The following is a 26,055-nucleotide window of genomic DNA, read 5'->3' on the forward strand; positions in this document are numbered from 1 at the left end:
CCGGTCAGCCTGATTCAGCGTTCAATCCCTGCCTTGTCAGACATGCAGACCCTGATGGCGCGCGGCGGCGCCCAAAGGGAGTTGTTTCCCACGCGGTCGATGATGCAGTAAGTCACCTCCTGCTGATCGTCTTCACCGGCTTCCCGAATCAGCGCGCCCGGTACGTGAAGCGTGATGGCGGTGCCGACCTGATGTTCAGTCAGTGCGGGGAAGTCCATGCGTCGGTCTCCCCAGCGCAGCGTGATCTCATCGTAGACCGCCATATGCGGATAGCGCTCGATGACGATGTCGATGCCCTCTCTCAAGTGCCGAGAGGTCAGCCCTGTCTCTTGCAGGTTTCCAGGAAACACCACCGGGGCCAGCCCCTGATTTTCTTCTCCATCACTGCTGACCAGATGGCCGCCGGGCGTTTCCAGCTTGACCCAGATTTTTCGGCCGGGGGATTGCACAGGCTCGCTGCCTATTTTCGTGACGCGGTAGTAAGTCTTGACCTTACCGCTTTGTAGAAAGCTTTGCGGAACATGTAGGACAGTTGTATTGCCAATGTCGGACTCTGACAGAAGAGTCGACGCAACATAGCAATCACCCCAGAAAAGTTCGATCAGGTCTCCGCTTTCCATTTCCGGGTATGGGTCTATGTTCACTAGCAGGCGATTAGCCGCCAACGCCCCGATGCCTTGCCTGTTCGATTGCGGCAAATAAGGGGCGAAAAGCTGTAATGGTGTCTGAGTGACAGGAGTTTTGATCATCTGCTTACCCTCACTGAATAATCGACCATGCTCGGCGTGCAGTTGGCCGCGAGCGCTTTGGATAGATGTTGTTAGTACACGTCCGATGAGCATCGTTGGCAAACCATACAAATGGTTCCAATTTCGGGCTTGCTTAAGTCGAGATATAAAGGACGCTGTTGGATATTCAGCTAATTGTGTTGCCACACATCTGTCAATAAAGGCGCAGATGTAAAAAATCGTTATTGAAATAAATAGACAATTCCTACGGCGCAGTAGGGTGAAACGCTGGAAATACGGGGCTTGCCCTACTTGATGTGATGACTAAACCGAGGGGTTATTGAATCAAACCTGAAAAGACACGGCGACGCGGGTTTAAAAGTCGGGCGATGAAGATTGCGAATGACTCCTCGCCCTTCAGTGAGCGGTTTATTGAAAGAGTCGATAAGAAGTCTAAAAAAGCCGGCGCGAGCCGGTTAAATACCCGAAGGTTTACACCGTTTCCAAATGTTGGAGGAAAAGAAAACGGCGCTTGAAAGCGCCGTAGTTAAAACACATGTTGTAGGACTAATTCCGGCTTCGTTCGAGAAACTGTCTTGTACGTTCTTCCCTGGGATTCGCGAACAGATCTTTGGCGTTGCCTTGTTCCACAATCACTCCCTTGTCGATGAACACCACGCGATTGGCAACGTCCCGGGCGAACTTCATTTCGTGGGTCACGATGATCATTGTGCGCTGCTCTTCGGCCAGCGCTCGAATGGTGCTCAATACTTCACCGACGAGTTCGGGATCGAGGGCAGAGGTCGGTTCGTCGAACAGAATGACTTCAGGCTCCATGGCCAACGCCCGGGCAATCGCAACCCGCTGTTGCTGACCCCCGGACAGACGACGAGGGTAGGCGTCCTCCTTGCCTGACAGGCCCACTTTCGCGAGCAGCTCACGCCCCAGCGCCACTGCCTGCTCACGGGGGAGCTTTTTAACGACGGTCGGGCCTTCGATGACGTTCTCGAGCGCCGTCCGGTGGGGAAACAGATTGAAGTTCTGGAATACGAAGCCCACGTGCTGGCGCAACTGGCGAATCAGCCCCGCTTGCTGGGCCAGTGGGCGGTTGCCGTCGATTTTGATGTCGCCTACGACCACAGTGCCGCTGGTGGGCTCCTCGAGGAAATTCAGACAGCGCAGAAAGGTGGTTTTCCCCGACCCGCTGGGGCCGATGATCGCGACGACCTCACCGGGCTCGACCTTCAAATCGATCCCCTTGAGGACCTGATTGCCTTTGAATTCCTTGGTCAGCTTTTCAACGGTAATCATGCCTCAAGACTCCACGTCATGGCGGTTGGCCCGAGCTTCCAGTCGGTTCTGGAAATGCGCGAGCACCGTGCAGAGCACCCAGTAGATCACCGCGACAGTGAAGTACATCGTGAAGACTTCCAGCGTGCGTGACGAGATCAGTTGGGCCTGTCGGAACACTTCCGGCACCTGAATGGTGGCGGCCATGGCGGTGTCCTTGACCAGTGAAATGAAGCTGTTGCCCAGTGGAGGCAACGCCGTCCGCGCCGCTTGGGGCAGGATTGCCCGACGCATGGTCTGGGCCCGCGTCATGCCAATACTGGCCGCCGCCTCCCACTGACCCTTGTCCACCGCGCCAATGGCGGCCCGCAGGATTTCACAAGCGTAAGCGGCCATGTTCAAGGACAGGCCGATCAGCGCTGCCGTGATGGCATCCAGCTCGATGCCCAGATCCGGCAGGCCGTAATAAATCATGAACAGCTGAACCAGTAGGGGCGTGCCGCGAAAGAACGAAACGTAAACCCGGGCGATGGCACTGATCACCCAGACTTTCGACAGACGCATCAGTGCCAGGCCGAAGCCCAGCACCAACCCGAAAAACATCGAACCCAGGCTCAGGCCCACGGTGTAATACGCGCCCCTGAGCAGAAAAGGCGCGGAGTCCAGCGCGAGCTGAAGGCTCTCTGGAATCATTTGGTCACGTCAGCCTTGAAGTACTTCTCGGACAGCTTGGCGAGGATGCCGTCGGCACGCAGCTTGTCGATCGCCTTGTTGATCGCGCTCAGCAGTTCGGGGTCGCCTTTGCGCAGTGCAATACCTGCTTCCTGACGGGAGAAGGGTTCACCGGACAAAACCAGCTTGTCTTTGGTCTTGGCAATCAGCTCCAGCGCGGCCAGACGGTCGACCAGAATGGCGTCGATGCGGCCTACACGCAGGTCCTGGTACTTGGTCGGGTCGTCGTCGTAGGTTTTGACGATGGCACCAGGCACGTTAGCTTTGAGCCATTCCTCATAGTTGGTGCCCAGGCCCACACCGACTTTTGCGCCGGTCAGGTCGTTGGCGGTCTTGAACTTGCCTGCGTCCTTGGATTGCACCAGCGCCTGAATGCCGGAAATGGTGTACGGCTCGGAGAAGTCGTACTTCTTCTTGCGCTCGTCAGAAATGGTCACCTGATTGATCACTACGTCCAGACGCTTGGACTCCAGTGCCGCAAGAATGCCTGCCCATGGGGTTGCAGTAAGCGTGGCCTTGACGCCCAGTTCCTTGGCCAGCGCTTCGGAAAACTCGACTTCGAAACCGGTGAGCTTGCCATCTTCCCCGACGAAGCTGAATGGCGGATACGTGCCTTCCAGGCCCACTTTGAGCGTGCCATTCTTCTTGATGGCATCCAGTTGCTCGCCAGCGACAGCGTGGCTCACCAGGCCGGTGCCGAGCACCAGGCTGAAGGCCGACAGCAGAAAGGTGCGGCGTATTGCAGACATATTCATGTAAGTCCCCTGTTTTAATTGGAATGTCAGGTGCGCCTCAGACCTGACGAAGCTACTGTGCCCTCGCGGCTTTAGCCAGCTTTTTCAGTGGCCTGCCCGATGTCGCCGAAGCGGCTGGCGGCGATCATAAAAGCAGAGGCACGCGTTTAAAAAGAATTAAAAAAGTTGCCTTTAGCTAATTTTTGCATAACGTCGATACGGGGGAATTGCACGCGTCTCTTGGACAACCGGGCGTCACCGCTCTGAAAAAACCTTCGGGTAAGCAAACAATGCGGGGGCGCCGCCGGTGTGCAGGAAAATGATCGGCCCGTCCTCGAAGCGTTGGCGACCCATGCCGTCCAAAAGACCGGCCATGGCCTTGCCGGTGTAGACCGGGTCCAGCAGCAGCCCTTCCTGACTCGCGACCAGCTTCACTGCAGCCAGTGTTCCCGCGTTCGGTTCGCCATACCGCGGACCGTAATATTCGTCCCACAGACGCACAGTGAACGCGTTCGGCACCGGCTCTCCCAACAGTTGCGCGGTGCGCGCTGCCAATTCTTGAACTTTCGGGGCCTGAGCGTCTGTCGCGCGCGAAACGGTGACGCCAATCACGGGCAATTGCGGCAACGCCTCCGCGAGCGCCAGCCCCATGCCACTGTGAGTCCCGGCACTTCCCGAGGCCAGCACAAGCGCCGCGAAGTCTCGACCCGACTGGCGAATTTGCTCGGCCAGCTCGAAGCCAGCACGCACATAGCCCAATGCCCCCACTGGGCTGGACCCACCGATAGGAACGAGGTAGGGCTTCTTCCCGCTGGCGCTCAAACGGGCCGCCAGCGCGTTGAGCAGTTCGTCGGCGTTATCGAGGCTTTCGACCAATTCGACGCGCGCGTCGAACAGGTCCAGCAGGAGACGGTTGCCGTTTTCGAGGTAATTGCTGTCGTCTGTAGCGAGCGGGTTTTCGAGCAGCGCGACGCAACCCAAACCCAGTTTCGCGGCCAGTGCAGCGGTCTGCCGAACATGGTTGGACTGGATCGCGCCGGCGGTAATCAGCGTGTCCGCGCCCTGGGCCAGTGCATCGGCTGCCAGGTATTCGAGCTTGCGCAGTTTGTTGCCGCCCAGTGCCAAAGGCGTGAGGTCGTCGCGCTTCACATAAACATCGCGGCCCGCCCAGGCCGAAAGACGCTCGAGCTTTTCCAGTGGTGTAGGAGCGGTCAGCAGTTCCAGGCGGTCAAAACGGTCGAGCTGTTGTCTGATCATGTGCTTATTGATGCGTCGTCGAGTGAGTCGCTGGACTATAGGCAGACGCTTCACACAGGGCAACCGGCCTGTTCCTAAGGCCGCTCAAGCTATAGCCGCACGAAAATTGTTATTTTTTTGCCCGTTTTGTTTGCCGTAGAGTGATTCGATCTCGGCGATGTCCAGCCTGACGAGCCGTTGAACTGAGGAGAAATCTGCGTGAGCACTAGTCCTGAGCTGTCTCCAGAAACCTGTGCCGAAGGCGTGACCGGCCACTGGCAGTTGCAGCGGATTGTCGGTGAGTTGCGTGCGGCGCGCGATGAGTGGCGCACTCGTAACGGTCGTGTCAGCGGGGAGAAGGGCGGCCGCGAGCTGCCTTCGCGTGAAGCGCTCCGGGACATTCTTGAAGCATTGTGTGGCGCATTGTTCCCCATGCGCCTGGGTCCGGTGGACCTGCGTGAAGAAAGTGAGGACTTCTATGTCGGGCACACCCTGGACGTGGCGCTCAATTCTTTGTTGGGTCAGGCCCGCCTCGAGTTGCGCTATGTGGCGCGCCAGCGGGGTGAAGACGCCAGTTGCGCGGATGTTCATGCCGAACGGCTGATTCAGGACTTCGCCAGCGCACTGCCCGCTATCCGTCGCATGCTCGACACCGACGTGCTGGCGGCCTATCACGGCGATCCGGCCGCGCGAACTGTCGATGAGGTGCTGCTGTGCTACCCCGGAATCCTGGCAGTGATCCATCACCGCCTGGCGCACCATCTCTATAACAACGGTCTGCCACTATTGGCCCGTATCAGTTCGGAGCTGGCGCATTCGGCCACCGGGATCGACATTCACCCCGGCGCGCAGATCGGACCCAGTTTCTTCATCGATCACGGGACAGGTGTGGTGATCGGCGAGACGGCGATCATCGGCGAACGGGTGAGGATTTACCAAGCGGTGACCCTCGGAGCGAAGCGCTTTCCCGCAGACGAAGACGGCCAGTTGCAGAAAGGACACGCGCGCCATCCGATTGTCGAGGACGACGTGGTGATTTATGCCGGAGCGACCATTCTGGGGCGCATCACCATCGGCAAAGGCTCGACCATCGGCGGCAACGTCTGGTTGACGCGCGGCGTACCGCCGGGCAGCAATGTGAACCAGGCCAATCTGCAACATGATGACGGCGCGCAAAAGTAACACCACCATTACCCGCTGTAGGAGCGCGCTTGCCCGCGATTGCGGTGTATCTGCGGTATCTGTTGCCTGACACAACGCTGTCGCGGGCAAGCGCGCTCCTACAGTCCAGCCTTCGGTGTGGGCCCGTTCGGCCTCCCCAATGGGTCCTCAGCTCCCTTGTGAACCAAGCCCATCTGCAACAGGGTGACGGCGCAAAAATAACCCCGCCATTGCACCCCGTAGGAGCGCGCTTGCCCGCGATTGAGGTGTATCTACGATAAATCTGTTGCCTGACACAACGCTGTCGCGGGCAAGCGCGCTCCTACAGTCCAGCCTTCGGTGTGGGCCCGTTCGGTCTCCCAAATTGGTCCTCAGCTCCCTTTTCATGTTTTAATTGAACGTTCAATCAAGTTAAACCGGTGGTTCGCTGCCCTTCAGACCAGGAGGCCTACCCTTGCCGTATTTGCTCTGCATGAACGTTTCACTCGTTACGCTGAGGACAGATTCATGAGTGCGTCGAGCGCGCAAACCAGCGCGTCGGTCCGCATGAATGGGCCTGTTTTCTACTTCGCTGCCAGTTTCATCCTGCTGTTCGGACTGATCGTCATCCGTTATCCGGACGCAGCAGGCCAGTGGCTCCTTGCCGCGCAGAACTGGGCCGCCAACACCGTTGGCTGGTACTACATGCTGGCGATGACGGTTTACTTGCTGTTCGTGGTGGTCACCGCGCTGTCCGGCTACGGGAAGATCAAGCTCGGTGCCGATCACGACCAACCCGAGTTCAGTTACCTGTCCTGGGCCGGGATGCTGTTCGCGGCGGGTATCAGCATCACGCTGTTCTTCTTCTGCGTCTCCGAACCCCTGACCCACATGCTGCAACCTCCGCAGGGCGAAGGAGGCACGACCGAGTCGGCGCGGCAAGCGATGCAGCTGCTGTTTCTCCACTGGGGCCTGCACGGCTGGGGCGTTTTCGCCTTCGTTGGCATGGCGCTGGCCTATTTCGCTTATCGTCACAACCTTCCGCTGGCGCTGCGTTCGGCCCTCTACCCGCTGATCGGCAAGCGGATCAACGGGCCCATCGGCTATGCCGTTGACGGATTCGGCATCATCGCCACCGTTTTCGGCCTGGGTGCCGACATGGGGTTCGGCGTACTGCACCTCAATTCCGGCTTGGATTACCTGTTCGGCGTGGCCCACACCCATTGGGTTCAGGTCGGGCTGATCACGCTGATGATGGGCGCCGCGATCATCGTTGCGGTGGCTGGGGTCGATAAGGGCGTGCGGGTCATGTCGGACATCAACATGCTGCTCGCTTGCGCGCTGCTGCTGTTCGTCTTGTTTGCAGGGCCGACTCAATACCTGCTCAATACCTTGGTGCAGAACGTCGGCGATTACCTCGGCGCATTGCCGGTCAAGAGCTTTGACGTGTACGCCTACAACGGCCCAAGTGACTGGCTGGGTGGGTGGACCGTGTTTTATTGGGCCTGGTGGATCGCGTGGTCGCCGTTCGTCGGGCTGTTCATCGCCCGCATTTCCCGTGGCCGAACCATCCGCGAGTTCGTTTTCGGTGTCTTGCTGATCCCGCTGGGCTTCACCTTGGCCTGGATGTCGATTTTCGGTAACAGCGCGCTTGATCTGGTGCTCAACCATGGCATGGCGGCACTTGGGGTGTCTGCCATCGAGGACCCTTCCACGACCCTCTACCTGATGCTGCAGAATTACCCGTGGAGCAAAACCGTCATTGCCGTCACGGTGTTCATCAGCTTCGTTTTCTTTGTCACCTCGGCAGACTCGGGCACCGTCGTACTTTCAACCCTCTCAGCCAAAGGCGGTAGCGCTGATGAAGATGGGCCCAAGTGGCTGCGTGTGTTCTGGGGTGTGATGACGGCACTCATTACCAGCGGCTTGCTGTTTTCGGGCAGTATCGATGCCTTGAAGTCAGCGGTCGTACTCACTTCGCTGCCGTTCTCGCTGATTTTGCTGACGATGATGTGGGGGCTGCACAAAGCGTTTTACATGGAGTCGCAGCGGCAAATCGCTCAGCTTTATTCCCTGGCGCCAGTCTCCGGTGCCCGGCGTGGAGGCTGGCGTCAACGCCTCAGCCAGGCGGTGCATTTCCCCTCCCGTGACGAGGTCTATCGTTTTCTCGATCAGACGGTGCGACCAGCCATCGAAGACGTCACGGCGGTCTTTCAGGAGAAGGGCCTGAGCGTCGTTACCCAGCCTGATCCGGCGAGCCACACGGTAGGGTTGGAAATCGGCCACGGTGAAGAGCGGCCGTTCATCTATCAGGTCGCGATGCGCGGTTACTTCACGCCGTCGTTCGCGCGTGCCGGAATGGGCTCCAAGCAACTCAACAATCGCCGGTATTACCGAGCAGAGGTGCATTTGAGCGAGGGCAGCCAGGATTACGACCTGGTGGGCTACACCAAGGAGCAAGTGATCAACGACATCCTCGACCAATACGAGCGGCACATGCAGTTCTTGCATCTGGTGCGTTGACCGGCCGGCTCTCACGAAATGGATCAGGCAGTCAGCGCAACGTCTGCGCCTGGGCGTCAGCCTTTGTGATTGAGCTTGCTTTGGCGAACGCGGCCTGCTGTTCTTGCAGCGCTGGCGCATCCAAGGCGTGGGGTGCTTGCAGATGGGTGTGCAGCAGCCGCAGCGCAGGCGTATCGAGCGCCTGTGCCGCGTAGCACAAACCCACCCGGCGTATGAGGCTGGGCGCGCGGGCCGTTCGTGTGATCACGCCGGGTTGGTGGCTGACCATCGACTCTGGCAGCATTGCCAACCCTGCACCGGCGGCGACCAACCGCAATGCCAGCGTCAGGGACCCAGCGGTGGCCGCCACCGAGCCCGAGTTGCGGTTGTACACCTCCATCAAGCGTTGATGAGAGGGGTGCGATGGGCAGGTGATCCACGGCACGTTGCTCAATTGCGCCTCGTCCAGATGAGGGTGATCGGCCAGCGGATGAGTCACTGGAAGCGCCAGTACGAATGGCTCTTCCCACAATGGCAAAAACAGTTCGTCTTCGCAGCAGTCTTCCTCCACTGACAGACGCGCATCGCCGCTGCAACCCTCCTGCAGCGTCAACAGCAGATTCGGAACCGCTCTGTAGGCCATGACGAGAAAGGCTTCCAGATGACGGGCAGCGATTTCGTTTTCCACGCCAATTTCCAGCGCCAATCGGTCATTGCGTTGACGGAACTGATGCGTCAATGCCTGAGCTTCCGCCAGCAATCGGCGCGCTTGTGGATAAAGTGTCCGGGCATCGTCCGTGACCTCAACGCCTCGGGGCAAGCGCTCGAACAGCGTCGTGCCGAGTGCCTCCTCCAACTGGCGGATCGTTACCGACAGGGTTGGCTGGCTGGTGTACAGGCGCTGTGCGGCGGAGGTGATGTTGCGTTCCTCGAACACGGCGATGAACGCATTGAGCTGACGCATATCCATATCAGAACCCGATACCAGCGAGAGGAATAAAGCATTTTTCGGCGGTTGTAAGGGCTGAATATACTCGTTTTATCGCTTATCCATTGGCTCGCCTTATCGCTCACCTGCCACTTCCGAAAGAAGAGAGGATTGAATGACCTACATCGCTGCCGAAAATCGCTACGAACGCGTTCCTTATCGCCGGGTAGGCCGCAGCGGCCTGGTGCTGCCTGCGCTGTCGATGGGGCTGTGGCACAACTTCGGTGACAGCACCCCGATGGACACCCAGCGTGCGATGCTCCGAACCGCGTTCGACCTGGGGATCAACCACTTCGACCTCGCCAATAACTATGGGCCGCCTTACGGCAGTGCCGAGGTCAACTTCGGCCGCCTGCTGCGAGAGGACTTCAGGCAATATCGCGACGAACTGATCATTTCCACAAAGGCCGGCTGGGACATGTGGCCCGGTCCTTATGGTCAAGGCGGCGGTTCACGCAAATATGTGCTGGCCAGTCTCGATCAGAGTCTGCAGCGAATGGGACTGGATTACGTCGACATCTTCTATTCCCATCGCTTCGACCCGGACACGCCTCTGGAAGAAACGGCAGGTGCGCTCGCCACTGCGGTGCAGCAGGGCAAGGCGCTGTACATCGGCATTTCGTCCTATTCCGGTGCCAAGACCCGAGAGATCGCCGGCTTGCTCAAAGAATGGAAAGTGCCACTGCTGATTCATCAGCCCGCGTACAACCTGCTCAACCGTTGGGTGGAGAAGGATCTGCTGGAGACCACCGATGAGTTGGGCGCGGGCGTGATTGCCTTCACGGCGCTTGCTCAGGGCCTGCTTTCCGACAAATACCTCAACGGCATTCCGAAAGACGCGCGGGTCAATCGCCCTGGAGGTGGCTCGCTGCAAGCCTCGCACCTTTCAGAAAAGAACATCGAGCACGTCAGGGCGTTGAACGAGATAGCCAAACGTCGCGGTCAGAGCCTGGCGCAAATGGCCTTGGCCTGGACGCTGCGAGATCCGCGGGTGACGTCGGCGCTGATCGGGGCCAGCCGTCCTGAACAGATTATCGAAAACGTCGCTGCGCTGGACAATCTTGCGTTCAGCCAGGAGGAGCTGGTCGAGATCGACCGGTTTGCGGTGGAAGGCGGGATTAACCTGTGGGAAAAGCCGTCGTCGGCTGAGTGATGCGATTGCTTTAGTAGGAGCGCGCTTGCCCGCGACTGCGGTGTATCAGGCAGTATGTAGGTGTCTGACACACCTCGGTCGCGGGCAAGCGCGCTCCTACAGGGCGACGCGCCTGCCAGGGGGATTAACCCTCATCCCCCTCGTCATCTTCCCCACCATCGATCTTCATGCCCAACTCCTTGATCTTGCGGGTCAAGGTGTTGCGGCCCCACCCCAGCAGCACGGCGGCGTCGCGACGGCGGCCTGCGGTGTGCTTCAGGGCGGTTTCGATCATGATGCGTTCGAACGTCGGCACAGCGCTGTCGAGCAGGCTGGACTGACCACGGGCCAGTGCCTGGTCGGCCCACTGACGCAGTGCCTGCTCCCAATTGGTCACCGGTGCAGCGTCCTGCGGCAGGCTCAGCAACTCTGGCGGGAGGTCGCTGATGTGCACTTCGCGACCGGACGCCATGACGGTGATCCAGCGGCAGGTGTTTTCCAACTGACGTACGTTGCCCGGCCACGGCAAGTGTTTGAGGTATTCCTCAGTCTCGGCTTTGAGCAATTTCGGCTCGACCGCCAGTTCCTGCGCGGCGCGACTGAGGAAATGCTTGGCCAGGGTCGGGATGTCTTCGCGGCGGTCCGACAGGCGTGGAATGTGGATACGGATGACGTTCAGGCGATGGAACAAGTCTTCACGAAACTTGCCCGCCTGGACCAGGGTTTCCAGATTCTGGTGGGTGGCGGCGATGATTCGAACGTCCACCTTGACCGGCACATGGCCGCCCACGCGATAAAATTCGCCATCGGCCAGCACGCGCAGCAGGCGTGTCTGCGTATCGGCCGGCATGTCGCCGATTTCGTCAAGGAACAGCGTTCCGCCGTCAGCCTGTTCGAAACGGCCTCGGCGCAAGTTGGCGGCGCCCGTGAACGCCCCTTTTTCATGACCGAACAGCTCGGACTCCATCAAGTCCTTGGGGATTGCCGCCATGTTCAGCGCAATGAACGGCGAGGCCGAGCGCGGGCTGTGGCGATGCAGGGCGTGGGCCACCAGTTCTTTACCAGTACCTGACTCGCCGTTGATCAACACGGTGATGTTGGAGTGACTCAAACGCCCGATGGCGCGAAACACTTCCTGCATCGCTGGCGCTTCACCGATGATCTCGGGCGTGCGGGTCAGGGCTGGCGCAACGTCCATCCCCTGCTGTTCCTGAGCATGTTGATTGGCTCGTTTGACCAGCGAAACCGCTTCATCGACGTCGAATGGCTTGGGCAGGTACTCGAAGGCACCGCCTTGATAGGACGCCACGGCACTGTCCAGATCGGAATGGGCCGTCATGATGATGACCGGCAGCCGCGGATGCAGCTCGCGGATTCGCGCCAACAGGTCCAGGCCGCTGGCACCGGGCATGCGAATATCGGAAATGATCACGTCTGGCTGCTGACGCGCCAAGCGGCTCATCACACCGTCAGCGCTGTCGAAGCTCTGAGTGGTCATGCCTTCTTGTTGCAAGGCCTTTTCCAATACCCAGCGGATGGAACGGTCGTCGTCGACGATCCAGACAGTTTCACTACGGCTCATGTCGAAGCTGCTCCTTGTTCCAGCGGCAGGAAGATCGAGAAGGTGGTGTGGCCGGGATGGCTTTCACACTCGATCAGCCCCTGGTGCTGACTGATGATGTTCTGGGTGATGGCAAGGCCCAGCCCGGTGCCATCCGGGCGGCCGCTGACCATGGGGTAAAAAATGGTTTCCTGAAGCTCCGGCGGTATGCCGGGACCGTTGTCGATGATTTCGATCTTGCTCACCAATCGGTGGCGCACATGACCAATCGTGAATTGGCGCATGGCACGGGTACGCAGACTGATGCGCCCTAGGCGCAGTTCATTTTGGCCGCTGATCGCCTGCATGGCGTTGCGCACAATGTTAAGTACTGCCTGGACCATCTGGTCGCGGTCGATCAATACGTCCGGGATACTCGGGTCGTAGTCGCGCACCAAGGTGATGCAGCCCTGGCTTTCCGCCTCTACCAGACTGCAGACGCGCTCCAGCACTTCGTGAACGTTGGTCATCGCCAGCGACGGCAGCTTGTTGGAGCCGAGCATGCGGTCCACCAGATTGCGCAGGCGGTCGGCCTCTTCAATGATGACGTTGGTGTAATCCTTGAGGCTTTCTTCCGGCAACTCTCTGGCAAGCAACTGCGCGGCGCCACGAATGCCGCCCAGCGGGTTCTTTATTTCGTGCGCCAGGCCACGCACCAGCATTTTGGTGGTTTCCTGCTTGGAGAGTTGGGCCTCTTCCTTGGTGATGCGCAGCAGACGGTCACGCGGGTGGACTTCCAGCAGCAGCATGGTCTGCCCCGGTGCCAGGATAGGCGTGACGGCATAATCGACCGTCAACGTCTGGCCGGTCAACGCGGTCAGCATCGCCTCACGCTTGGTGAACGGATGCGCCTGTTCGACCGCCTGACGAAGCGAGCTGAGGGCTTCGGCGGATTCGGTGAACAATTCACTGATGAATTGTCCATGGCTGCGCTGACCGCTGATTGCCAGCAGCATCTCAGCCGCTGGATTCATGTATTCCAGGCGAAGGTCCGCGTTGAGCAGAATCGTGGCAGTGGTCAGGTTGTCGAGTAGCAATCGGTGCAACGTATCGCTGATCGTCATGAATTTCGTTGACCTCTTTTGGCACATTGCACGGGAAGGGGCCCAAACGTGCAGGCTCTGTTTGGTCTTCGCCAGCGTGGATAGCCGCTGATACGGTGCTTGGCTCATGAGATTGCAAAAACCAAACCAAGGCTCCGAAAAGAAGCGCCCGATGACGCATTTCGGACTTTTTTTGCACCGTCAGCGCAATAAGGGCGCAGCGCGTCCTTGGCCGTGAACCAAAATGGGCTTTCGAACGCTCGGCTCGTTCAGGTTGTGCACTGTTTTGGAGCTTAGTTGAAATGGCGCCGATTATCTGAAGAAAGGCAGGATGCTGCTTTCTTCAGGAGGTTTGTCTTTGAGGGGGCATTCGGGACGTACGCCGTAATCGTCGACTTTGCAGGGTTGGGCGAGGCGCTTTTGCGCCAGGGAGATACGCATCAGGTGAAAGGGTTGGTTGGGGGTGCGCTCGGCGACACGACCGAATTCGTCGACGATTTCAATCGACAGTTGATGGGTCCCCCGGTCGATGTTGGTCATTGGAAACACCGGACTGCGACCACCTTCTGCATAGACCTTGTTATCCAGCAGTAGGCGGTAGGTATGGCCGGGTTGCAGCGCCGGGTCGTTGGTGACGGTCACGATCAGATTGCCCTGCATATCCCGAAGGGTACTGTCCGGCTCCGGCGCGAGGATACGGACCAACTGGTAATGGAAGAGCGGACCAGGCTTTGGTCGGGTGCTGGACGTCTGCGACGGCTTCTTCGGCGTCGACCGGATTTCGTTACTTGGGGCGATCGGCACCTTCTTCGCGTTCTTGTGCGGCTGATCGGTGAATACCCGGTTTCCTTCGGCATCGATGTAGGTGTAGACGTCGGCAACGGCCGTTTGAGTCAGGGTTATCAACAGACACAGCAGTGCGACGCGTGCCCAGCTCACTTCAAGGCTTGCCGACATGAACGCGCTGCACGGTCAGGTTGACGGTCTGGCTCTGCTGGACGATCTCGGAGCCCTGTAACACCTGCACCGAAAGACTATGCTCGCCCCGGTCCTGCTCCAGAACCTGGAAGCGCGGGATATTGCTGGGCGGCCCATAAGGTCTGCCGTCAATCATCAATTGCAACATGTGACCGGGCTGTAGGCGCGGCTGTATGGCGACGCCAACGGTGAATGAGCCGTTGTTGGCGCGCAAGGCTTCTCCGTCAGGCAGGTCTGTCAATTCAAGCACTTGGTATGTCGCGGCCGCTTGCTGGTTCTGAGCAGGTGCTGGACCTGGTGGGGGAGGTGGTGGCGCAACGGTATCGACGCTGTTGAGCGGTGGCAGGTTGACCGCTTCAGCCTTGGTGCCATCGGGTGGTTGATTGCTATAGGCGGTGTTGCCGTTGGCGTCGGTGTATTTGTAAATCTGCGCGACAGCGGGAAGCGCAAGCAACAGCAGCACTAAGGCGAGGCTTTGACGCATGAACACTCCATGACCACGATCGGAAAAACGTCCAGCAAGACCTGCGCTATTTCCATAGCGTCAGACATTGGGGCCAGCATAGAGCAAAACCAACATCACGGTTGGTGTGCTCGGGCAGTTCTCGGGATCAGCGGTCATCCGCCGGCAAGCATAGGCTGTCGGACGCCCGCTGCAGCGCGGTGACCGCGATCGGATCGGTCGTCTGGCGCTGGATCTCGACCTGCACCCAGTCTCGGCATGCCTTGTCATGGCGGAACGTCTGGAACGCTGCGTATTTCTGCATCATGACCGGCTGCAGCGCGTCGAGCCGCGTGCGAATGCCCGCGGTCAGGCTTTCACCTGGAGTCTCGGGGGGTTGAGTGGCATGCCAGTGTTCCAGCCGTGCGTATTGGACCATCTTGTTGGCGTCGATCTGGGCCGTCATGAAACGACGCACGTCATCTTTTTCCAGCCCATAACGGGTCGCCTGCCCCTGCGCATTGGCGATCACCTGTTGCTCGCGCTCGGTGTCCTGCACCGGCTTGCCGCTGTAGAACTTGCTTCGCGCGACATCGGTCGCGATGTCGAGGCGCTGATTCATCGCCTCGATCAGCGGGCGAAGTGCGGGAGGGGCGGAGGCCGCCGATGGGGTGGCGCAACCGGTGGTCAGGGCTGCGGCGAAAAGCATCAGCCAGGGGGAGGCTGGCATTCTTGAGAGTGGGCCAGTCATAACGGCATCCAGGCAGGAAAGAAGGTGGGACAGTATTCACGAAAGACGGTCGGAAAAAACGATAAACATGTACCACTCACCTATGAGTTCGACACGCTCATGCTATACCCGCCGTCAAGACGCGCCTTAAATGACGGGCACAAAAAAGGCCTCCCGAAGGAGGCCTCTTATCGAACCGCCGCAGAATCAGACGCTGTAGTACAGGTCGTATTCCAGTGGGTGAACGAAGGTGCGGACCTTGATTTCTTCTTCCGACTTCAGAGCGATGTAAGCGTCGATGAAATCGTCGCTGAATACGCCGCCTTTGGTCAGGAAGGCACGGCCCTTGTCCAGCTCTTCCAGGGCTTCTTTCAGGCTGCCGCAAACTTGTGGGATCTCTGCTGCTTCTTCTGGCGGCAGGTCGTACAGGTTCTTGTCAGCGGCATCGCCTGGGTGGATCTTGTTCTGGATACCGTCCAGGCCAGCCATCAGCAGCGCCGAGAAAGCCAGGTATGGGTTGGCAGCCGGGTCTGGGAAGCGTGCTTCGATACGACGGCCTTTAGGGCTGGAGACGTACGGAATGCGGATAGAGGCGGAACGGTTGCGCGCCGAGTAGGCCAGCATCACCGGTGCTTCGAAACCTGGGACCAGACGCTTGTAGGAGTTGGTCGACGGGTTGGTGAAGCCGTTCAGCGCCTTACCGTGCTTGATGATGCCGCCGATGAAGTACAGAGCGGTATCGGACAGGCCGGCATAGCCTTCGCCTGCGAAGGTGTTCTTGCCATCCTTGGAGATGGACATGTGAACGTGCATGCCCGAACCGTTATCGCCGTACAGAGGCTTAGGCATGAAAGTGGCGGTACGGCCGTAGGCGTCGGCGACGTTGTGCACCACGTACTTCAGGGTCTGGGTTTCGTCGGCTTTCTTCACCAGGGTGTTGAACTTGACGCCGATTTCGTTCTGGCCGGCAGTCGCCACTTCGTGGTGGTGGACTTCAACGGTCAGGCCCATTTCTTCCAGTGCGTTGCACATGGCAGTACGGATTTCGTGGTCGTGGTCGACCGGTGGAACCGGGAAGTAACCGCCTTTGACGCCTGGACGGTGACCTTTGTTGCCGCCTTCGACTTCCTGGTCAGTCATCCACGAACCCTGTTCGGAGAAGATCTTGAACATGGAACCGGAGATGTCGGATTTGAACTGTACCGAATCGAAAATGAAGAATTCTGGCTCAGGGCCGACGAATACGGTGTCACCGATCCCGGTGGACTTCAGGTATTCCTCAGCGCGGTGAGCGATGGCGCGTGGGTCGCGGTCGTAACCTTGCATGGTCGAAGGTTCGATGATGTCGCACACCAGAATCAGGGTCGGCTCTTCGGTGAACGGGTCCAGAACGGCGGTTTCGTCGTCCGGCAGCAGGATCATGTCGGAGGCTTCGATGCCTTTCCAGCCGGAGATGGACGAACCGTCGAACATCTTGCCGACTTCGAAGAAGTCGTCGTCCAGTGCATCGCGCGCTGGCATGGTGACGTGCTGCTGCTTGCCTTTGGTGTCCGTGAAGCGCAGATCAATCCACTTAACGTCATGATCTTTGATGAGTTGAACCGACTTCGACATGCTGTCCTCCGGGTGGAATAGGGCTGGGTAGTTGTTGGCCCTTCAATTTGGGTGATGCCGGGCGCGATAGTCGGCCAAGGCAACCTGCCTCACAAGGGAGCAATTTGCATGCCAGTGCCCCGTGTTGGGTTTCTCGCTCGAAACACCCGTTTTTGCGGCGCAAAACGTCGCATTTCTGAAAATGGGCGCACCTTTATGGTGCTTGATAATTGTATACAGTGCATTTTTGGTGCACTGATGATCGGGCGTACGATAACTGGTTAAACCTTGAGCAATTTCCGCTATAATCCGCGCCCCCCTTTTTCGACCGGCACCTCGCGCGCTGTTTTCATGAAACTAATCGTCAAAGTTTTTCCAGAGATCACCATCAAAAGCCGGCCTGTGCGCAAGCGCTTCATCAAACAGCTGGCCAAGAACATCCGTACCGTGCTCCGCGATCTGGACCCGGCACTGGTGGTCGATGGCGTGTGGGACAACCTGGAGGTCGAAACGAAGGTCGAGGATGCGAAAGCGCTGCACGAGATGACCCAGCGCCTCAGCTGCATGCCGGGGATCACACATTTTCTGCAGATCGACGAATACCCGCTGGGCGACATGGACGACATTTACGAAAAGTGCAAACTGCACTTCGGCCATGCGTTGCCCGGCAAGATTTTCTCGGTGCGCTGCAAGCGTGGCGGCCACCATGATTTCAGCTCGATGGATGTCGAGCGCTACGTGGGTAGCAAACTGCGCCGCGAGTGCGGTGCAGCGGGCATTTCGCTGAAGGCGCCCGAAGTCGAGGTGCGGATCGAGATTCGCGATCAGCGCCTGTTCGTCATTCACAGCCAACATGACAGCATCGGCGGTTATCCGCTGGGTTCGCTGGAACAGACGTTGGTGCTGATGTCCGGCGGCTTCGACTCGACCGTGGCTGCCTACCACATCATCCGGCGCGGGATGATGAGCCATTTCTGCTTCTTCAACCTGGGTGGTCGTGCGCATGAATTGGGCGTGATGGAAGTGGCCCATTTCCTCTGGAAAAAGTACGCCAGCTCTCAGCGTGTGCTGTTCATCAGTGTGCCGTTCGAGGAAGTGCTGGGAGAAATTCTCGGGAAAGTCGACGACAGTCATATGGGTGTCGTATTGAAGCGTATGATGTTGCGCGCAGCGAGCCGAATGGCCGACCGCCTCGAGATCGATGCGCTGGTCACCGGCGAGGCGATTTCCCAGGTGTCGAGCCAGACGCTGCCGAACCTTTCGGTCATCGACTGCGTCACGGAAAAGCTGGTCTTGCGTCCGCTCATCGCCAGCCACAAGCAGGACATCATCGACGAAGCCGACGCGATCGGTTCCGGGGATTTTGCCCGGCACATGCCTGAGTACTGCGGCGTGATTTCGGTCAATCCGAAAACCGCAGCCAAGCGCTATCGCGTCGAGCATGAAGAAAAAGCGTTCGACATGGCCGTACTGGATCGCGCGATCGAGAATGCGCGCCTGATGCCGATCGATCGAGTGATCGAAGAGCTTGGCCAGGACGTACAGGTCGAGGAAGTTAGCCAGGCGCTGGCGGGGCAAGTGATCATCGACATTCGTCATCCCGACGAAGCCGAGGACAGCCCGCTGGAACTGTCGGGCATCGAAGTGCAGGCACTGCCGTTCTTCGCAGTGAACAGCCGCTTCAAGGAACTGGACCCTACGCGCCAGTACCTGCTGTATTGCGACAAAGGCGTCATGAGTCGCCTGCATGCTCATCATCTGCTCAGTGAGGGGCATGCCAATGTGCGCGTTTATCGACCGAGCTAAGTGCCCGGGGCTGTTTGCCTGTGGCCTGCGTCACCGGCCCCCCGACACCAGTCGTCAGCCGTAACGGCTTGCGCCGGTTTCTGTCTTCATAGCTGACTACAATCAGTCAGCTCACCGAATCCTCTGATCGAGATACACAAGTGATCGAAAATCTACGTAACATCGCCATCATTGCTCACGTTGACCACGGTAAAACTACCCTCGTCGACAAGCTCCTGCGTCAGTCCGGCACTCTTGAGCGTAACGAGCTCAACGACGAGCGCGTGATGGACTCCAACGACCAGGAAAAAGAGCGCGGCATTACCATTCTGGCGAAGAACACCGCGATTCGCTGGAACGACTACCGCATCAACATCGTCGACACCCCAGGCCACGCCGACTTCGGTGGCGAAGTTGAGCGTGTGATGTCGATGGTCGACTCCGTACTGCTGCTGGTCGACGCTCAAGACGGCCCGATGCCGCAAACCCGTTTCGTGACCAAGAAGGCATTCGAAGCCGGTCTGAAGCCAATCGTCGTCATCAACAAGGTTGACCGTCCGGGCGCGCGTCCTGACTGGGTTCTGGACCAGATCTTCGACCTGTTCGACAACCTGGGTGCCACCGACGAACAGTTGGACTTCAAAGTCGTCTACGCCTCGGCCCTGAACGGCATCGCCGGTCTGGACCACACCGACATGGCCGAAGACATGACCCCGCTGTACCAGTCGATCGTCGATAACGTCCCGGCTCCGACCGTTGACGTCGACGGTCCTTTCCAGATGCAGATCTCTGCGCTGGACTACAACAGCTTCCTGGGCGTCATCGGTGTTGGCCGTATCGCTCGCGGTCGCGTCAAGCCAAACACTCCGGTTGTCGCTATCGACGTCGATGGCAAGAAGCGCAACGGCCGCATCCTGAAACTGATGGGCCACCACGGTCTGCACCGCGTGGACGTCGAAGAAGCCACCGCGGGCGACATCGTCTGCATCAGCGGCTTCGAAGAACTGTTCATCTCCGACACCCTCTGCGACCCGAACACCATCGAGGCGATGAAGCCTCTGACCGTCGATGAGCCGACCGTTTCCATGACCTTCCAGGTCAACGACTCGCCGTTCTGCGGTAAAGAAGGCAAGTTCGTGACCTCCCGTAACATCAAGGAGCGTCTGGACAAAGAGCTGCTGTACAACGTTGCTCTGCGCGTTGAAGAAGGCGACTCGGCTGACAAGTTCAAGGTTTCTGGCCGTGGTGAGCTGCACCTGTCGGTTCTGATCGAAACCATGCGTCGCGAAGGCTTCGAAATGGCCGTTGGCCGTCCGGAAGTGATCATCCGCGTTAAGGATGGCGTGAAGCAGGAACCCTTTGAAAACGTCACCATCGACATCCCTGAAGAAGCTCAGGGCAAGGTCATGGAAGAAATGGGTCTGCGTAAAGGCGACCTGACCAACATGGCGCCGGATGGCAAGGGCCGTGTACGTCTGGAGTACAACATTCCAGCCCGTGGTCTGATCGGTTTCCGTAACCAGTTCCTGACCCTGACTTCCGGTGCGGGCATCCTGACCTCGATCTTCGATCGTTACGACACCATGAAGTCGGGCGACGTCTCGGGCCGTCAGAACGGTGTTCTGGTTTCGGTCGAGACCGGCAAGGCGCTGACTTACTCTCTGGAAACCCTGCAGGCTCGCGGCAAGCTGTTCATCGAGCACGGTCAGGACATCTACAACGGTCAGATCATCGGTCTGAACAGCCGTGACAATGACCTGGGCGTTAACCCCACCAAAGGCAAGAAGCTCGACAACATGCGCGCTTCGGGCAAGGACGAGGTGATCGCTCTGGTTCCGCCAGTTCGCCACACGCTGGAACAAGCGCTGGAATTCATCCAGGACGACGAGCTGTGCGAAGTGACGCCGAAGTCAATTCGTCTGCGCAAGAAGATCCTGGACGAAGGCGAGCGTACCCGCGCTGCCAAGAAAGCCAAGGCTTGATCTAGCCCAGGCTGAATGAAAACGCCCCCGGTCGAAAGCCCGGGGGCGTTTTTGTTTGTGCAGGGTTTAGGGCTTTTCAGCGCTGTAGGAGCGCGCCTGGCCGCGATTGCGGTGTGTCAACCACCCGATGCCTGCCGGACGGCAATCGCGGGCAAGCGCGCTCCTACAAGCTCCTCTTCAAAACTTGAGGGGCGTGCGCGCAGAGTTCGTACGCAATGTGCCGCTGTCTTGGCGCTCAGGCGCTTTGGGCTTGTAGGCGCAGTACCCCGGACGGGGTCCGATTTTCGGGTGGTTGCGACAGGTGTCGGGGCGTTTGTCGTAGATGGTGCACAAGCGGCTCTTGCGATCCAGATAGAGGCAATCGTCGTTGCTCATGCGCTGCAACGTGAAAATCCCCGACTTCTGGTTGAAGCGCTCGATAATGCCTTCCTTCTGCAAGCGCTTGGCGATGTTCTTCGGGTTGTCGCCCATTTCGAACTCGTCGACCACGCCGATGCGGATCAGATCCTTGATCTTTGCCTCGACCGGCAGCGTGCAGCAACTGGATACGCAGCCTCCGCACATGTGGCTGGAATACTTCTGCCAGGTTTCCAGACGGTCGATTTCTGCAGCGGCGATCAGGGTCGGTTTCATCACGGTGAACTCAGGGTGTATCGGGCGCGCGATCATACCGGGCGGCGCGCATTTCCCCTATCGCAAAATGATCGATACGACTGTCGGCAGTGTCATCGAACAATCGTTGTCGCCAACGCTTCGATTTGCTCCTGGCGCTCGGCCTGATTGGGCTTCGCATGCGGGTTCAGCGACGACCACTGCGGATGCGCCCGGGCCTTGTGCAGCGCGTCGGGCAGTTTGCCCTCGCGCCAGGATTTGTCTTGGGGTGTTTCCAGCTTGATGCTGTCCATCGCCGCATGGCCCCGCGCCTCCAGCGCCAGCAGCAGTTGCCGTTGGCGCAAGGCCAGCAATCGCAGCACGGCATCATCGACGGTCAATTCCCGCTGGCCTTTGAGTTTGCCGAGCAAGCGGCTTCCATAGCTGCGCGCGGTCTGCAACGCACCACCGGCAATTGCCCCGACCAACGCCGCAGCGCCGAGGGTAATGCCGCCGACCAGCAGGTCCACACCCGCACCCGCCGCTGCACCCGCTGCAATGCCGCTGCCGACGCGTACGCCCAACAGTTTCAGGGTTTCCGGGTTGAACAGGTCGTCGCCCCAGCGCCCGTCGAGCAGGGGCAGGTCACTGGCTGACGCGTCCTCACGGCGAAAGGCATACAGCTTGAGCAAGGCTTCGACGCAACGCTGTTCGCGCTGGCGCACCGATTTGCGCAGGTCTTCAATCGCGGCATTCACTTGGCTGGCTTCGGTCGCCACACTGCGTCGACAGGCCGCGCAATCGACTAGCAATTCGGCGATCAAGCGCGCTGCACTGTGACGACGGACTTCGCGCTGGGCCTGCTGATCGAGTATCAGCCGCTCCAACTGATCGCGAGACGATTCCAGCAGCAGCGCAAGGCTTTCATACAGCCGTCGTTCGCCGTCCTCCGGTGGAGCAACGCTGTCGAATCTCACCAGTGCGTGCAGGCCGAGCCGTGCCAGCGCTTCGCGCCAGTCCGGCTCGCGAGGGTGCGCGCTGCTGACGAAGTTCAGGACTGGCAGCAGCGGCTTGCCACAGCTGGCGAGCACGGCCAGCTCATCGCGGTACTTGGCAAGCACCGGTTCACGGGCATCGATGACGTATAGCCCTGCATCCGATGCCAGCAACTGACGCAAGACTTTGGCTTCCTGTTCGAAACGTTGCCGGGCTTCGCTGCCGTCGAGAAACCGTGCCAGCCGTGCCGGGCCATCGAGGCGTTCGCCGGGGCGATCAAGGCGCTCCAGGTAGTCGAGCAGGGCGATGGCGTCTTCCAGGCCGGGCGTGTCGTACAGCTCCAGCAGAGCCTCTCCGTCGACCGACAGCCGCGCACCCTCGACGTGTCGGGTGGTGCTGGGGCGATGGGAGACCTCACCGAATCCCACATCGCGGGTCAGGGTGCGTAGCAGCGATGTCTTGCCGACGTTGGTGTGCCCGACAACAGCCAGTTTCAGTGGGCGATGAGCGTGCTTGTCAGTCATGTCCAGTCTCCAGCCACGTGAGCGGCGCACTGTCTACCCATTGCAACTCCAATTGCTGCAGGGCGACGTGCCAGTCTCCCAGCCGATCTGCGTCCAGCGCCTCACCGACGGGTGCGGGCAAGAGCCAGATGCGTGTCGCCGTGGCGCAACGGGCGAGTTCGGCGATCAGCGCGAGGCTGCCCCGGTCCGGCGAACGGCGGGGGTCGCACGCGATAGCCAGACGTGCAGGCGGATAGCGGGTCAATTGGTCAAGCAGGGTACGGCGGGATTCACGGCTGTCGAGGATGCCAGCGTCAGCAATGGTATCAGGGAGCTCTGGCGGCCAAGGGCGTTGATTGTCCAGCTCGATGGCCACCAGCAAGGCGCCTTGGCTGTTTTCGGCAGAGTGGCCGGTTTGCACCTGATGCAGCCGGGCGGGCGCAGCGTCGCTGACGCCGAGCCGCTCGCTACTGGGCATCAACCGCTCGCGCAGCTCGGCATAACCCGGCTCGCTCACATCCAGCACGAGATGTCTACGGCCCGCGCGCCAGCGCCCGTAGCACAAGATCGTCAGCAGCAAACGCGGAAAGATGCCATACACCACCAGCACGCCGACCAGCCATGCCGCCCAAGCTTGCCGGGCGTTTTCGATGATCAGGGCGCTGTCGCCGCTGGCGCGGATCATTGCCTCGTTGGGCACGTTGAAGCCCAGGAGCGAAGGCAGGCTGCCGAGGGTCTGGGTCAGGCTGACGAATGTGTCGCTGCCCAGAATGGTGGTTTCCCAGACGAACCCGTAGCGCCGGGTCGCCATGAGCAAGAGCAGCAAGACCAGCGCGCTGGACAGGGCCAACAGCCATAGCCCGTTGACGCACGCCCCGAGCAGCCAGCGATTCAGACGCTTGCGCTGGAGCAGCAGAATCAGCGCCGGGGCCAGTTGCGCGGCCCGAGCATCGCGGGCGAGTTTTTCGCTGAGCCACAGCCAGAATCGGCCAAGGCTGGCAGCGCTCTCGCCGGCAAACAGAAAGCCCAGCGCCCAACTGATCAGCAGAATCAGGTTCAGCCCCAACAAACTGCCCAAGGCCCAGAATACGTTGACCGGTGTTTGCCCGTCACCGAGTGCGGCGAAAGCCAGCCCGGCCCCGCTGACCACGGCAAAGATCCCTAACAGGATCAGCGACAGGCGAGCGCCCTGCTTCCAGTGCCGCAAGGCGGTCACCATACCGTCGCGCTCGGCCAGCCACAGGGCGCGGTTTTTGATGCGGGTCAGCAGGTCGCCGGCCGTGGTGCGGGCGCGGCGGCTGGCTTCTTCGTCCTCCAGGGCGCCTGCGTATTGCTCGCGCAGGCGCACCGCTTCGGTCAGCCAGAGTTCATCGAGTGGGGTCAGTGCAGTCACGCGGTGTCTCGTTGGTAAGTTCAAGAGGGAGCATAACCGTTGTGACCGCTATCGCGAGCTTCCGTGCAAGCGTGCATGCGTGTAGGCATGTGTACTGCTATCCTCGCCGCCATGAAAAAACATCTTCCCCTCAGCCTGATCGCCGCGCTCGCGGAAAACCGCGTGATCGGCATCGACAACTCCATGCCCTGGCACCTGCCGGGGGATTTCAAATACTTCAGGGCCACGACGCTGGGCAAGCCGATCATCATGGGTCGCAAGACGTGGGATTCATTGGGCCGCCCGCTGCCGGGGCGATTGAACATTGTGGTCACCCGTCAGGCAGACCTCAAGCTGGAAGGTGCCGAAGTCTTCACCTCGCTGGACGCCGCCGTTGAGCGCGCCGAGGATTGGGCCTCAGCGCAAGGCGTCAGCGAGGTCATGTTAATTGGCGGCGCCCAGCTTTATGCCCAAGGATTGGAACATGCGGACCGACTGTACCTGACTCGCGTGGCGCTGAATCCTGCGGGGGATGCGTGGTTTCCTGCTTTTGATGAGGCGCAGTGGAAGCAGGTGTCAAACGTCGAGAACCCGGCGGTGGATGACAAGCCAGCGTACAACTTTGAGGTGTGGGAGCGCCTGTGACGCTGGTATCACAGGCAAGCGCGTTCCTCCATTGAGATGCAACCAACCGTAGGAGCGCGCTTGCCCGCGACGGCGGTACAGCGAGCTCTACCCTGACTCAGGCTGTCACAAATATGTCGTTTTTACGTCATTTGTCGTGAACGGCACTTCATGTGGCGCCATCAGAACACGCACGGTCGCTGACGCATTAAAACAGTCATGGCTTTTTGTTACGGTCCAGCCTCGCATTTGAAAAGGGGAGGACACCGTTATGAAATTCGCTCCAAAACTGTTGGCCGCTGCCCTCTGCCTGGGCCTTGCCGGGCAGGCATTTTCCACCGAGCTCAAGCATTGGCCGGAACCTGCCGCCAAGCAACTCGATGCCATGATCGCGGCGAACGCCAACAAAGGGAATTTCGCCGTTTTCGACATGGACAACACCAGCTATCGCTACGATCTGGAAGAGTCGCTGTTGCCGTTCATGGAGAACAAAGGGCTGATCACCCGCGAAAAGCTCGATCCCTCCCTCAAGCTGATCCCGTTCAAAGACACCGCTGAGCACAAGGAAAGCCTGTTCAGCTATTACTACCGGCTTTGCGAAATCGACGACATGGTCTGCTATCCATGGGTCGCACAGGTCTTTTCAGGGTTTACCCTCAATGAGCTCAAAGGTTATGTCGACGAACTGATGGCGTCCGGCAAGCCGGTGCCCAGTACGTACTACGACGGGGATGTGGTCAAAACCATTGATGTCCAGCCACCGAAGGTCTTCACTGGCCAGGCCGAGCTTTACAACAAGCTGATGGAAAATGGCATTGAGGTCTACGTGATGACTGCCGCCTCCGAGGAGCTGGTGCGCATGGTCGCCTCCGATCCCAAATACGGTTACAACGTCAAGCCGCAGAACGTGATCGGTGTGACCACCCTGCTGAAGAACCGGGAAACCGGCGAGCTGACGACCGCGCGCAAGCAGATCAGCGCAGGCAAATACGATGAGAAGGCCAACCTTGGCCTCGAACTGACGCCTTACCTGTGGACCCCTGCGACCTGGATGGCAGGCAAACAGGCAGCGATCCTGACCTACATCGATCAGTGGAAAAAACCGGTACTGGTGGGTGGCGATACCCCGAGCAGCGACGGCTACATGCTGTTCCACGGTGTCGATGTGAGCAAAGGTGGCATTCATCTGTGGATCAATCGCAAGGACAAATACATGACCCAGCTCAACGGCATGATGAAGTCCAACGCAGAAGCGCAGGCCAAAGAAGGGCTGCCGGTGACCGCGGACAAGAATTGGGTGATCGTCAAGCCGGATGACATTCAGTAAGACGCGC

The 26,055-nt window shown here is 59.4% G+C and carries 22 protein-coding genes; 7 read left to right on the top strand and 15 right to left on the bottom strand.

The features are described 5' to 3' along the window. Window positions 1-14 precede the first annotated feature (14 nt). The 5 genes from DBP26_RS11045 to DBP26_RS11065 all read right to left on the bottom strand — a co-directional run bounded on the left by DBP26_RS11045 (window position 15) and on the right by DBP26_RS11065 (window position 4,741). On the bottom strand, window positions 15-749 hold the full coding sequence (locus tag DBP26_RS11045) for a hypothetical protein (protein ID WP_108237619.1): 735 nt from the start codon (window positions 747-749) through the stop codon (window positions 15-17). A gap of 546 nt (window positions 750-1,295) precedes the next feature. Continuing rightward, window positions 1,296-2,039, bottom strand: coding sequence for an L-cystine ABC transporter ATP-binding protein TcyN (tcyN, locus tag DBP26_RS11050; RefSeq protein WP_108237620.1), 744 nt, complete (start codon window positions 2,037-2,039; stop codon window positions 1,296-1,298). A gap of 3 nt (window positions 2,040-2,042) precedes the next feature. Beyond that, window positions 2,043-2,711, bottom strand: a complete 669-nt coding sequence (tcyL, locus tag DBP26_RS11055) for a cystine ABC transporter permease (protein ID WP_108237621.1) — start codon at window positions 2,709-2,711, stop codon at window positions 2,043-2,045. Next, window positions 2,708-3,505, bottom strand: coding sequence for a cystine ABC transporter substrate-binding protein (tcyJ, locus tag DBP26_RS11060; protein WP_108237622.1), 798 nt, complete (start codon window positions 3,503-3,505; stop codon window positions 2,708-2,710). The genes tcyL and tcyJ overlap by 4 nt, the downstream gene beginning before the upstream one ends. A gap of 234 nt (window positions 3,506-3,739) precedes the next feature. Then, window positions 3,740-4,741 carry a D-cysteine desulfhydrase gene (locus DBP26_RS11065; RefSeq protein WP_108237623.1) on the bottom strand — a complete coding sequence of 334 codons (1,002 nt, stop codon included), beginning with the start codon at window positions 4,739-4,741 and terminating at the stop codon, window positions 3,740-3,742. A 216-nt stretch (window positions 4,742-4,957) separates the two neighbouring features. On the opposite strand from DBP26_RS11065, the gene epsC reads away from it, so the two are divergent. Together epsC and betT are read left to right on the top strand one after the other, a co-directional pair. Further along, window positions 4,958-5,902 carry a serine O-acetyltransferase EpsC gene (epsC, locus tag DBP26_RS11070; protein WP_108237800.1) on the top strand — a complete coding sequence of 315 codons (945 nt, stop codon included), beginning with the start codon at window positions 4,958-4,960 and terminating at the stop codon, window positions 5,900-5,902. A gap of 486 nt (window positions 5,903-6,388) precedes the next feature. Further along, window positions 6,389-8,383 carry a choline transporter BetT gene (betT, locus tag DBP26_RS11075; protein ID WP_108237624.1) on the top strand — a complete coding sequence of 665 codons (1,995 nt, stop codon included), beginning with the start codon at window positions 6,389-6,391 and terminating at the stop codon, window positions 8,381-8,383. A gap of 31 nt (window positions 8,384-8,414) precedes the next feature. Here betT and DBP26_RS11080 read toward each other — a convergent pair whose 3' ends face one another. Next, complete coding sequence (locus DBP26_RS11080; protein ID WP_108237625.1) at window positions 8,415-9,332, bottom strand: LysR family transcriptional regulator; 918 nt, start codon at window positions 9,330-9,332, stop codon at window positions 8,415-8,417. A gap of 133 nt (window positions 9,333-9,465) precedes the next feature. Between DBP26_RS11080 and mgrA the strand changes: the two genes are divergently transcribed. Beyond that, the gene (mgrA, locus tag DBP26_RS11085) at window positions 9,466-10,503 is read left to right on the top strand and encodes an L-glyceraldehyde 3-phosphate reductase (protein WP_108237626.1); all 1,038 of its coding nucleotides are present in this window, start codon (window positions 9,466-9,468) and stop codon (window positions 10,501-10,503) included. Window positions 10,504-10,627: 124 nt separating this feature from the next. Here mgrA and ntrC read toward each other — a convergent pair whose 3' ends face one another. From ntrC to glnA, 6 genes are all read right to left on the bottom strand, one after another. Beyond that, complete coding sequence (gene ntrC / locus DBP26_RS11090; RefSeq protein ID WP_108237627.1) at window positions 10,628-12,064, bottom strand: nitrogen regulation protein NR(I); 1,437 nt, start codon at window positions 12,062-12,064, stop codon at window positions 10,628-10,630. Continuing rightward, window positions 12,061-13,146: a nitrogen regulation protein NR(II) gene (gene glnL, locus DBP26_RS11095; protein WP_108237628.1), complete on the bottom strand. Its 1,086-nt coding sequence runs from the start codon at window positions 13,144-13,146 to the stop codon at window positions 12,061-12,063. Before glnL ends, ntrC begins: the two co-directional genes overlap by 4 nt. A gap of 291 nt (window positions 13,147-13,437) precedes the next feature. Then, window positions 13,438-14,082 (bottom strand): DUF4124 domain-containing protein, encoded by a 645-nt coding sequence (locus tag DBP26_RS11100; protein ID WP_108237629.1) that lies wholly within the window; start codon window positions 14,080-14,082, stop codon window positions 13,438-13,440. Continuing rightward, window positions 14,066-14,587: a DUF4124 domain-containing protein gene (locus DBP26_RS11105; protein WP_108237630.1), complete on the bottom strand. Its 522-nt coding sequence runs from the start codon at window positions 14,585-14,587 to the stop codon at window positions 14,066-14,068. Before DBP26_RS11105 ends, DBP26_RS11100 begins: the two co-directional genes overlap by 17 nt. 127 nt (window positions 14,588-14,714) lie before the next feature. Further along, complete coding sequence (locus tag DBP26_RS11110) at window positions 14,715-15,296, bottom strand: chorismate mutase (RefSeq protein WP_108237631.1); 582 nt, start codon at window positions 15,294-15,296, stop codon at window positions 14,715-14,717. A 186-nt stretch (window positions 15,297-15,482) separates the two neighbouring features. Continuing rightward, window positions 15,483-16,889 (bottom strand): glutamate--ammonia ligase, encoded by a 1,407-nt coding sequence (gene glnA / locus DBP26_RS11115; protein ID WP_108237632.1) that lies wholly within the window; start codon window positions 16,887-16,889, stop codon window positions 15,483-15,485. Window positions 16,890-17,219: 330 nt separating this feature from the next. On the opposite strand from glnA, the gene thiI reads away from it, so the two are divergent. Beyond that, on the top strand, window positions 17,220-18,674 hold the full coding sequence (thiI, locus tag DBP26_RS11125; RefSeq protein WP_108237633.1) for a tRNA uracil 4-sulfurtransferase ThiI: 1,455 nt from the start codon (window positions 17,220-17,222) through the stop codon (window positions 18,672-18,674). Window positions 18,675-18,814: 140 nt separating this feature from the next. Next, window positions 18,815-20,635, top strand: coding sequence for a translational GTPase TypA (gene typA, locus DBP26_RS11130; protein WP_108237634.1), 1,821 nt, complete (start codon window positions 18,815-18,817; stop codon window positions 20,633-20,635). A gap of 177 nt (window positions 20,636-20,812) precedes the next feature. Here the strand turns inward: typA and DBP26_RS11135 are convergent, their stop codons facing one another. From DBP26_RS11135 to DBP26_RS11145, 3 genes are all read right to left on the bottom strand, one after another. After that, window positions 20,813-21,268, bottom strand: a complete 456-nt coding sequence (locus DBP26_RS11135) for a YkgJ family cysteine cluster protein (RefSeq protein WP_108237801.1) — start codon at window positions 21,266-21,268, stop codon at window positions 20,813-20,815. A gap of 92 nt (window positions 21,269-21,360) precedes the next feature. Next, entirely contained in the window at window positions 21,361-22,746 is a 1,386-nt protein-coding gene (locus DBP26_RS11140) for a GTPase/DUF3482 domain-containing protein (RefSeq protein WP_108237635.1), read from the bottom strand. After that, window positions 22,739-24,118, bottom strand: coding sequence for a DUF2868 domain-containing protein (locus tag DBP26_RS11145; RefSeq protein WP_108237636.1), 1,380 nt, complete (start codon window positions 24,116-24,118; stop codon window positions 22,739-22,741). Before DBP26_RS11145 ends, DBP26_RS11140 begins: the two co-directional genes overlap by 8 nt. Before the next feature lie 111 nt (window positions 24,119-24,229). Between DBP26_RS11145 and DBP26_RS11150 the strand changes: the two genes are divergently transcribed. Next, window positions 24,230-24,742 carry a dihydrofolate reductase gene (locus DBP26_RS11150; RefSeq protein WP_108237637.1) on the top strand — a complete coding sequence of 171 codons (513 nt, stop codon included), beginning with the start codon at window positions 24,230-24,232 and terminating at the stop codon, window positions 24,740-24,742. A 250-nt stretch (window positions 24,743-24,992) separates the two neighbouring features. Next, on the top strand, window positions 24,993-26,048 hold the full coding sequence (locus tag DBP26_RS11155) for a phosphorylcholine phosphatase (RefSeq protein ID WP_108237638.1): 1,056 nt from the start codon (window positions 24,993-24,995) through the stop codon (window positions 26,046-26,048). Window positions 26,049-26,055 lie beyond the last annotated feature (7 nt).

It is taken from the genome of Pseudomonas sp. RIT409 (assembly GCF_003052515.2).
GTDB lineage: Bacteria > Pseudomonadota > Gammaproteobacteria > Pseudomonadales > Pseudomonadaceae > Aquipseudomonas.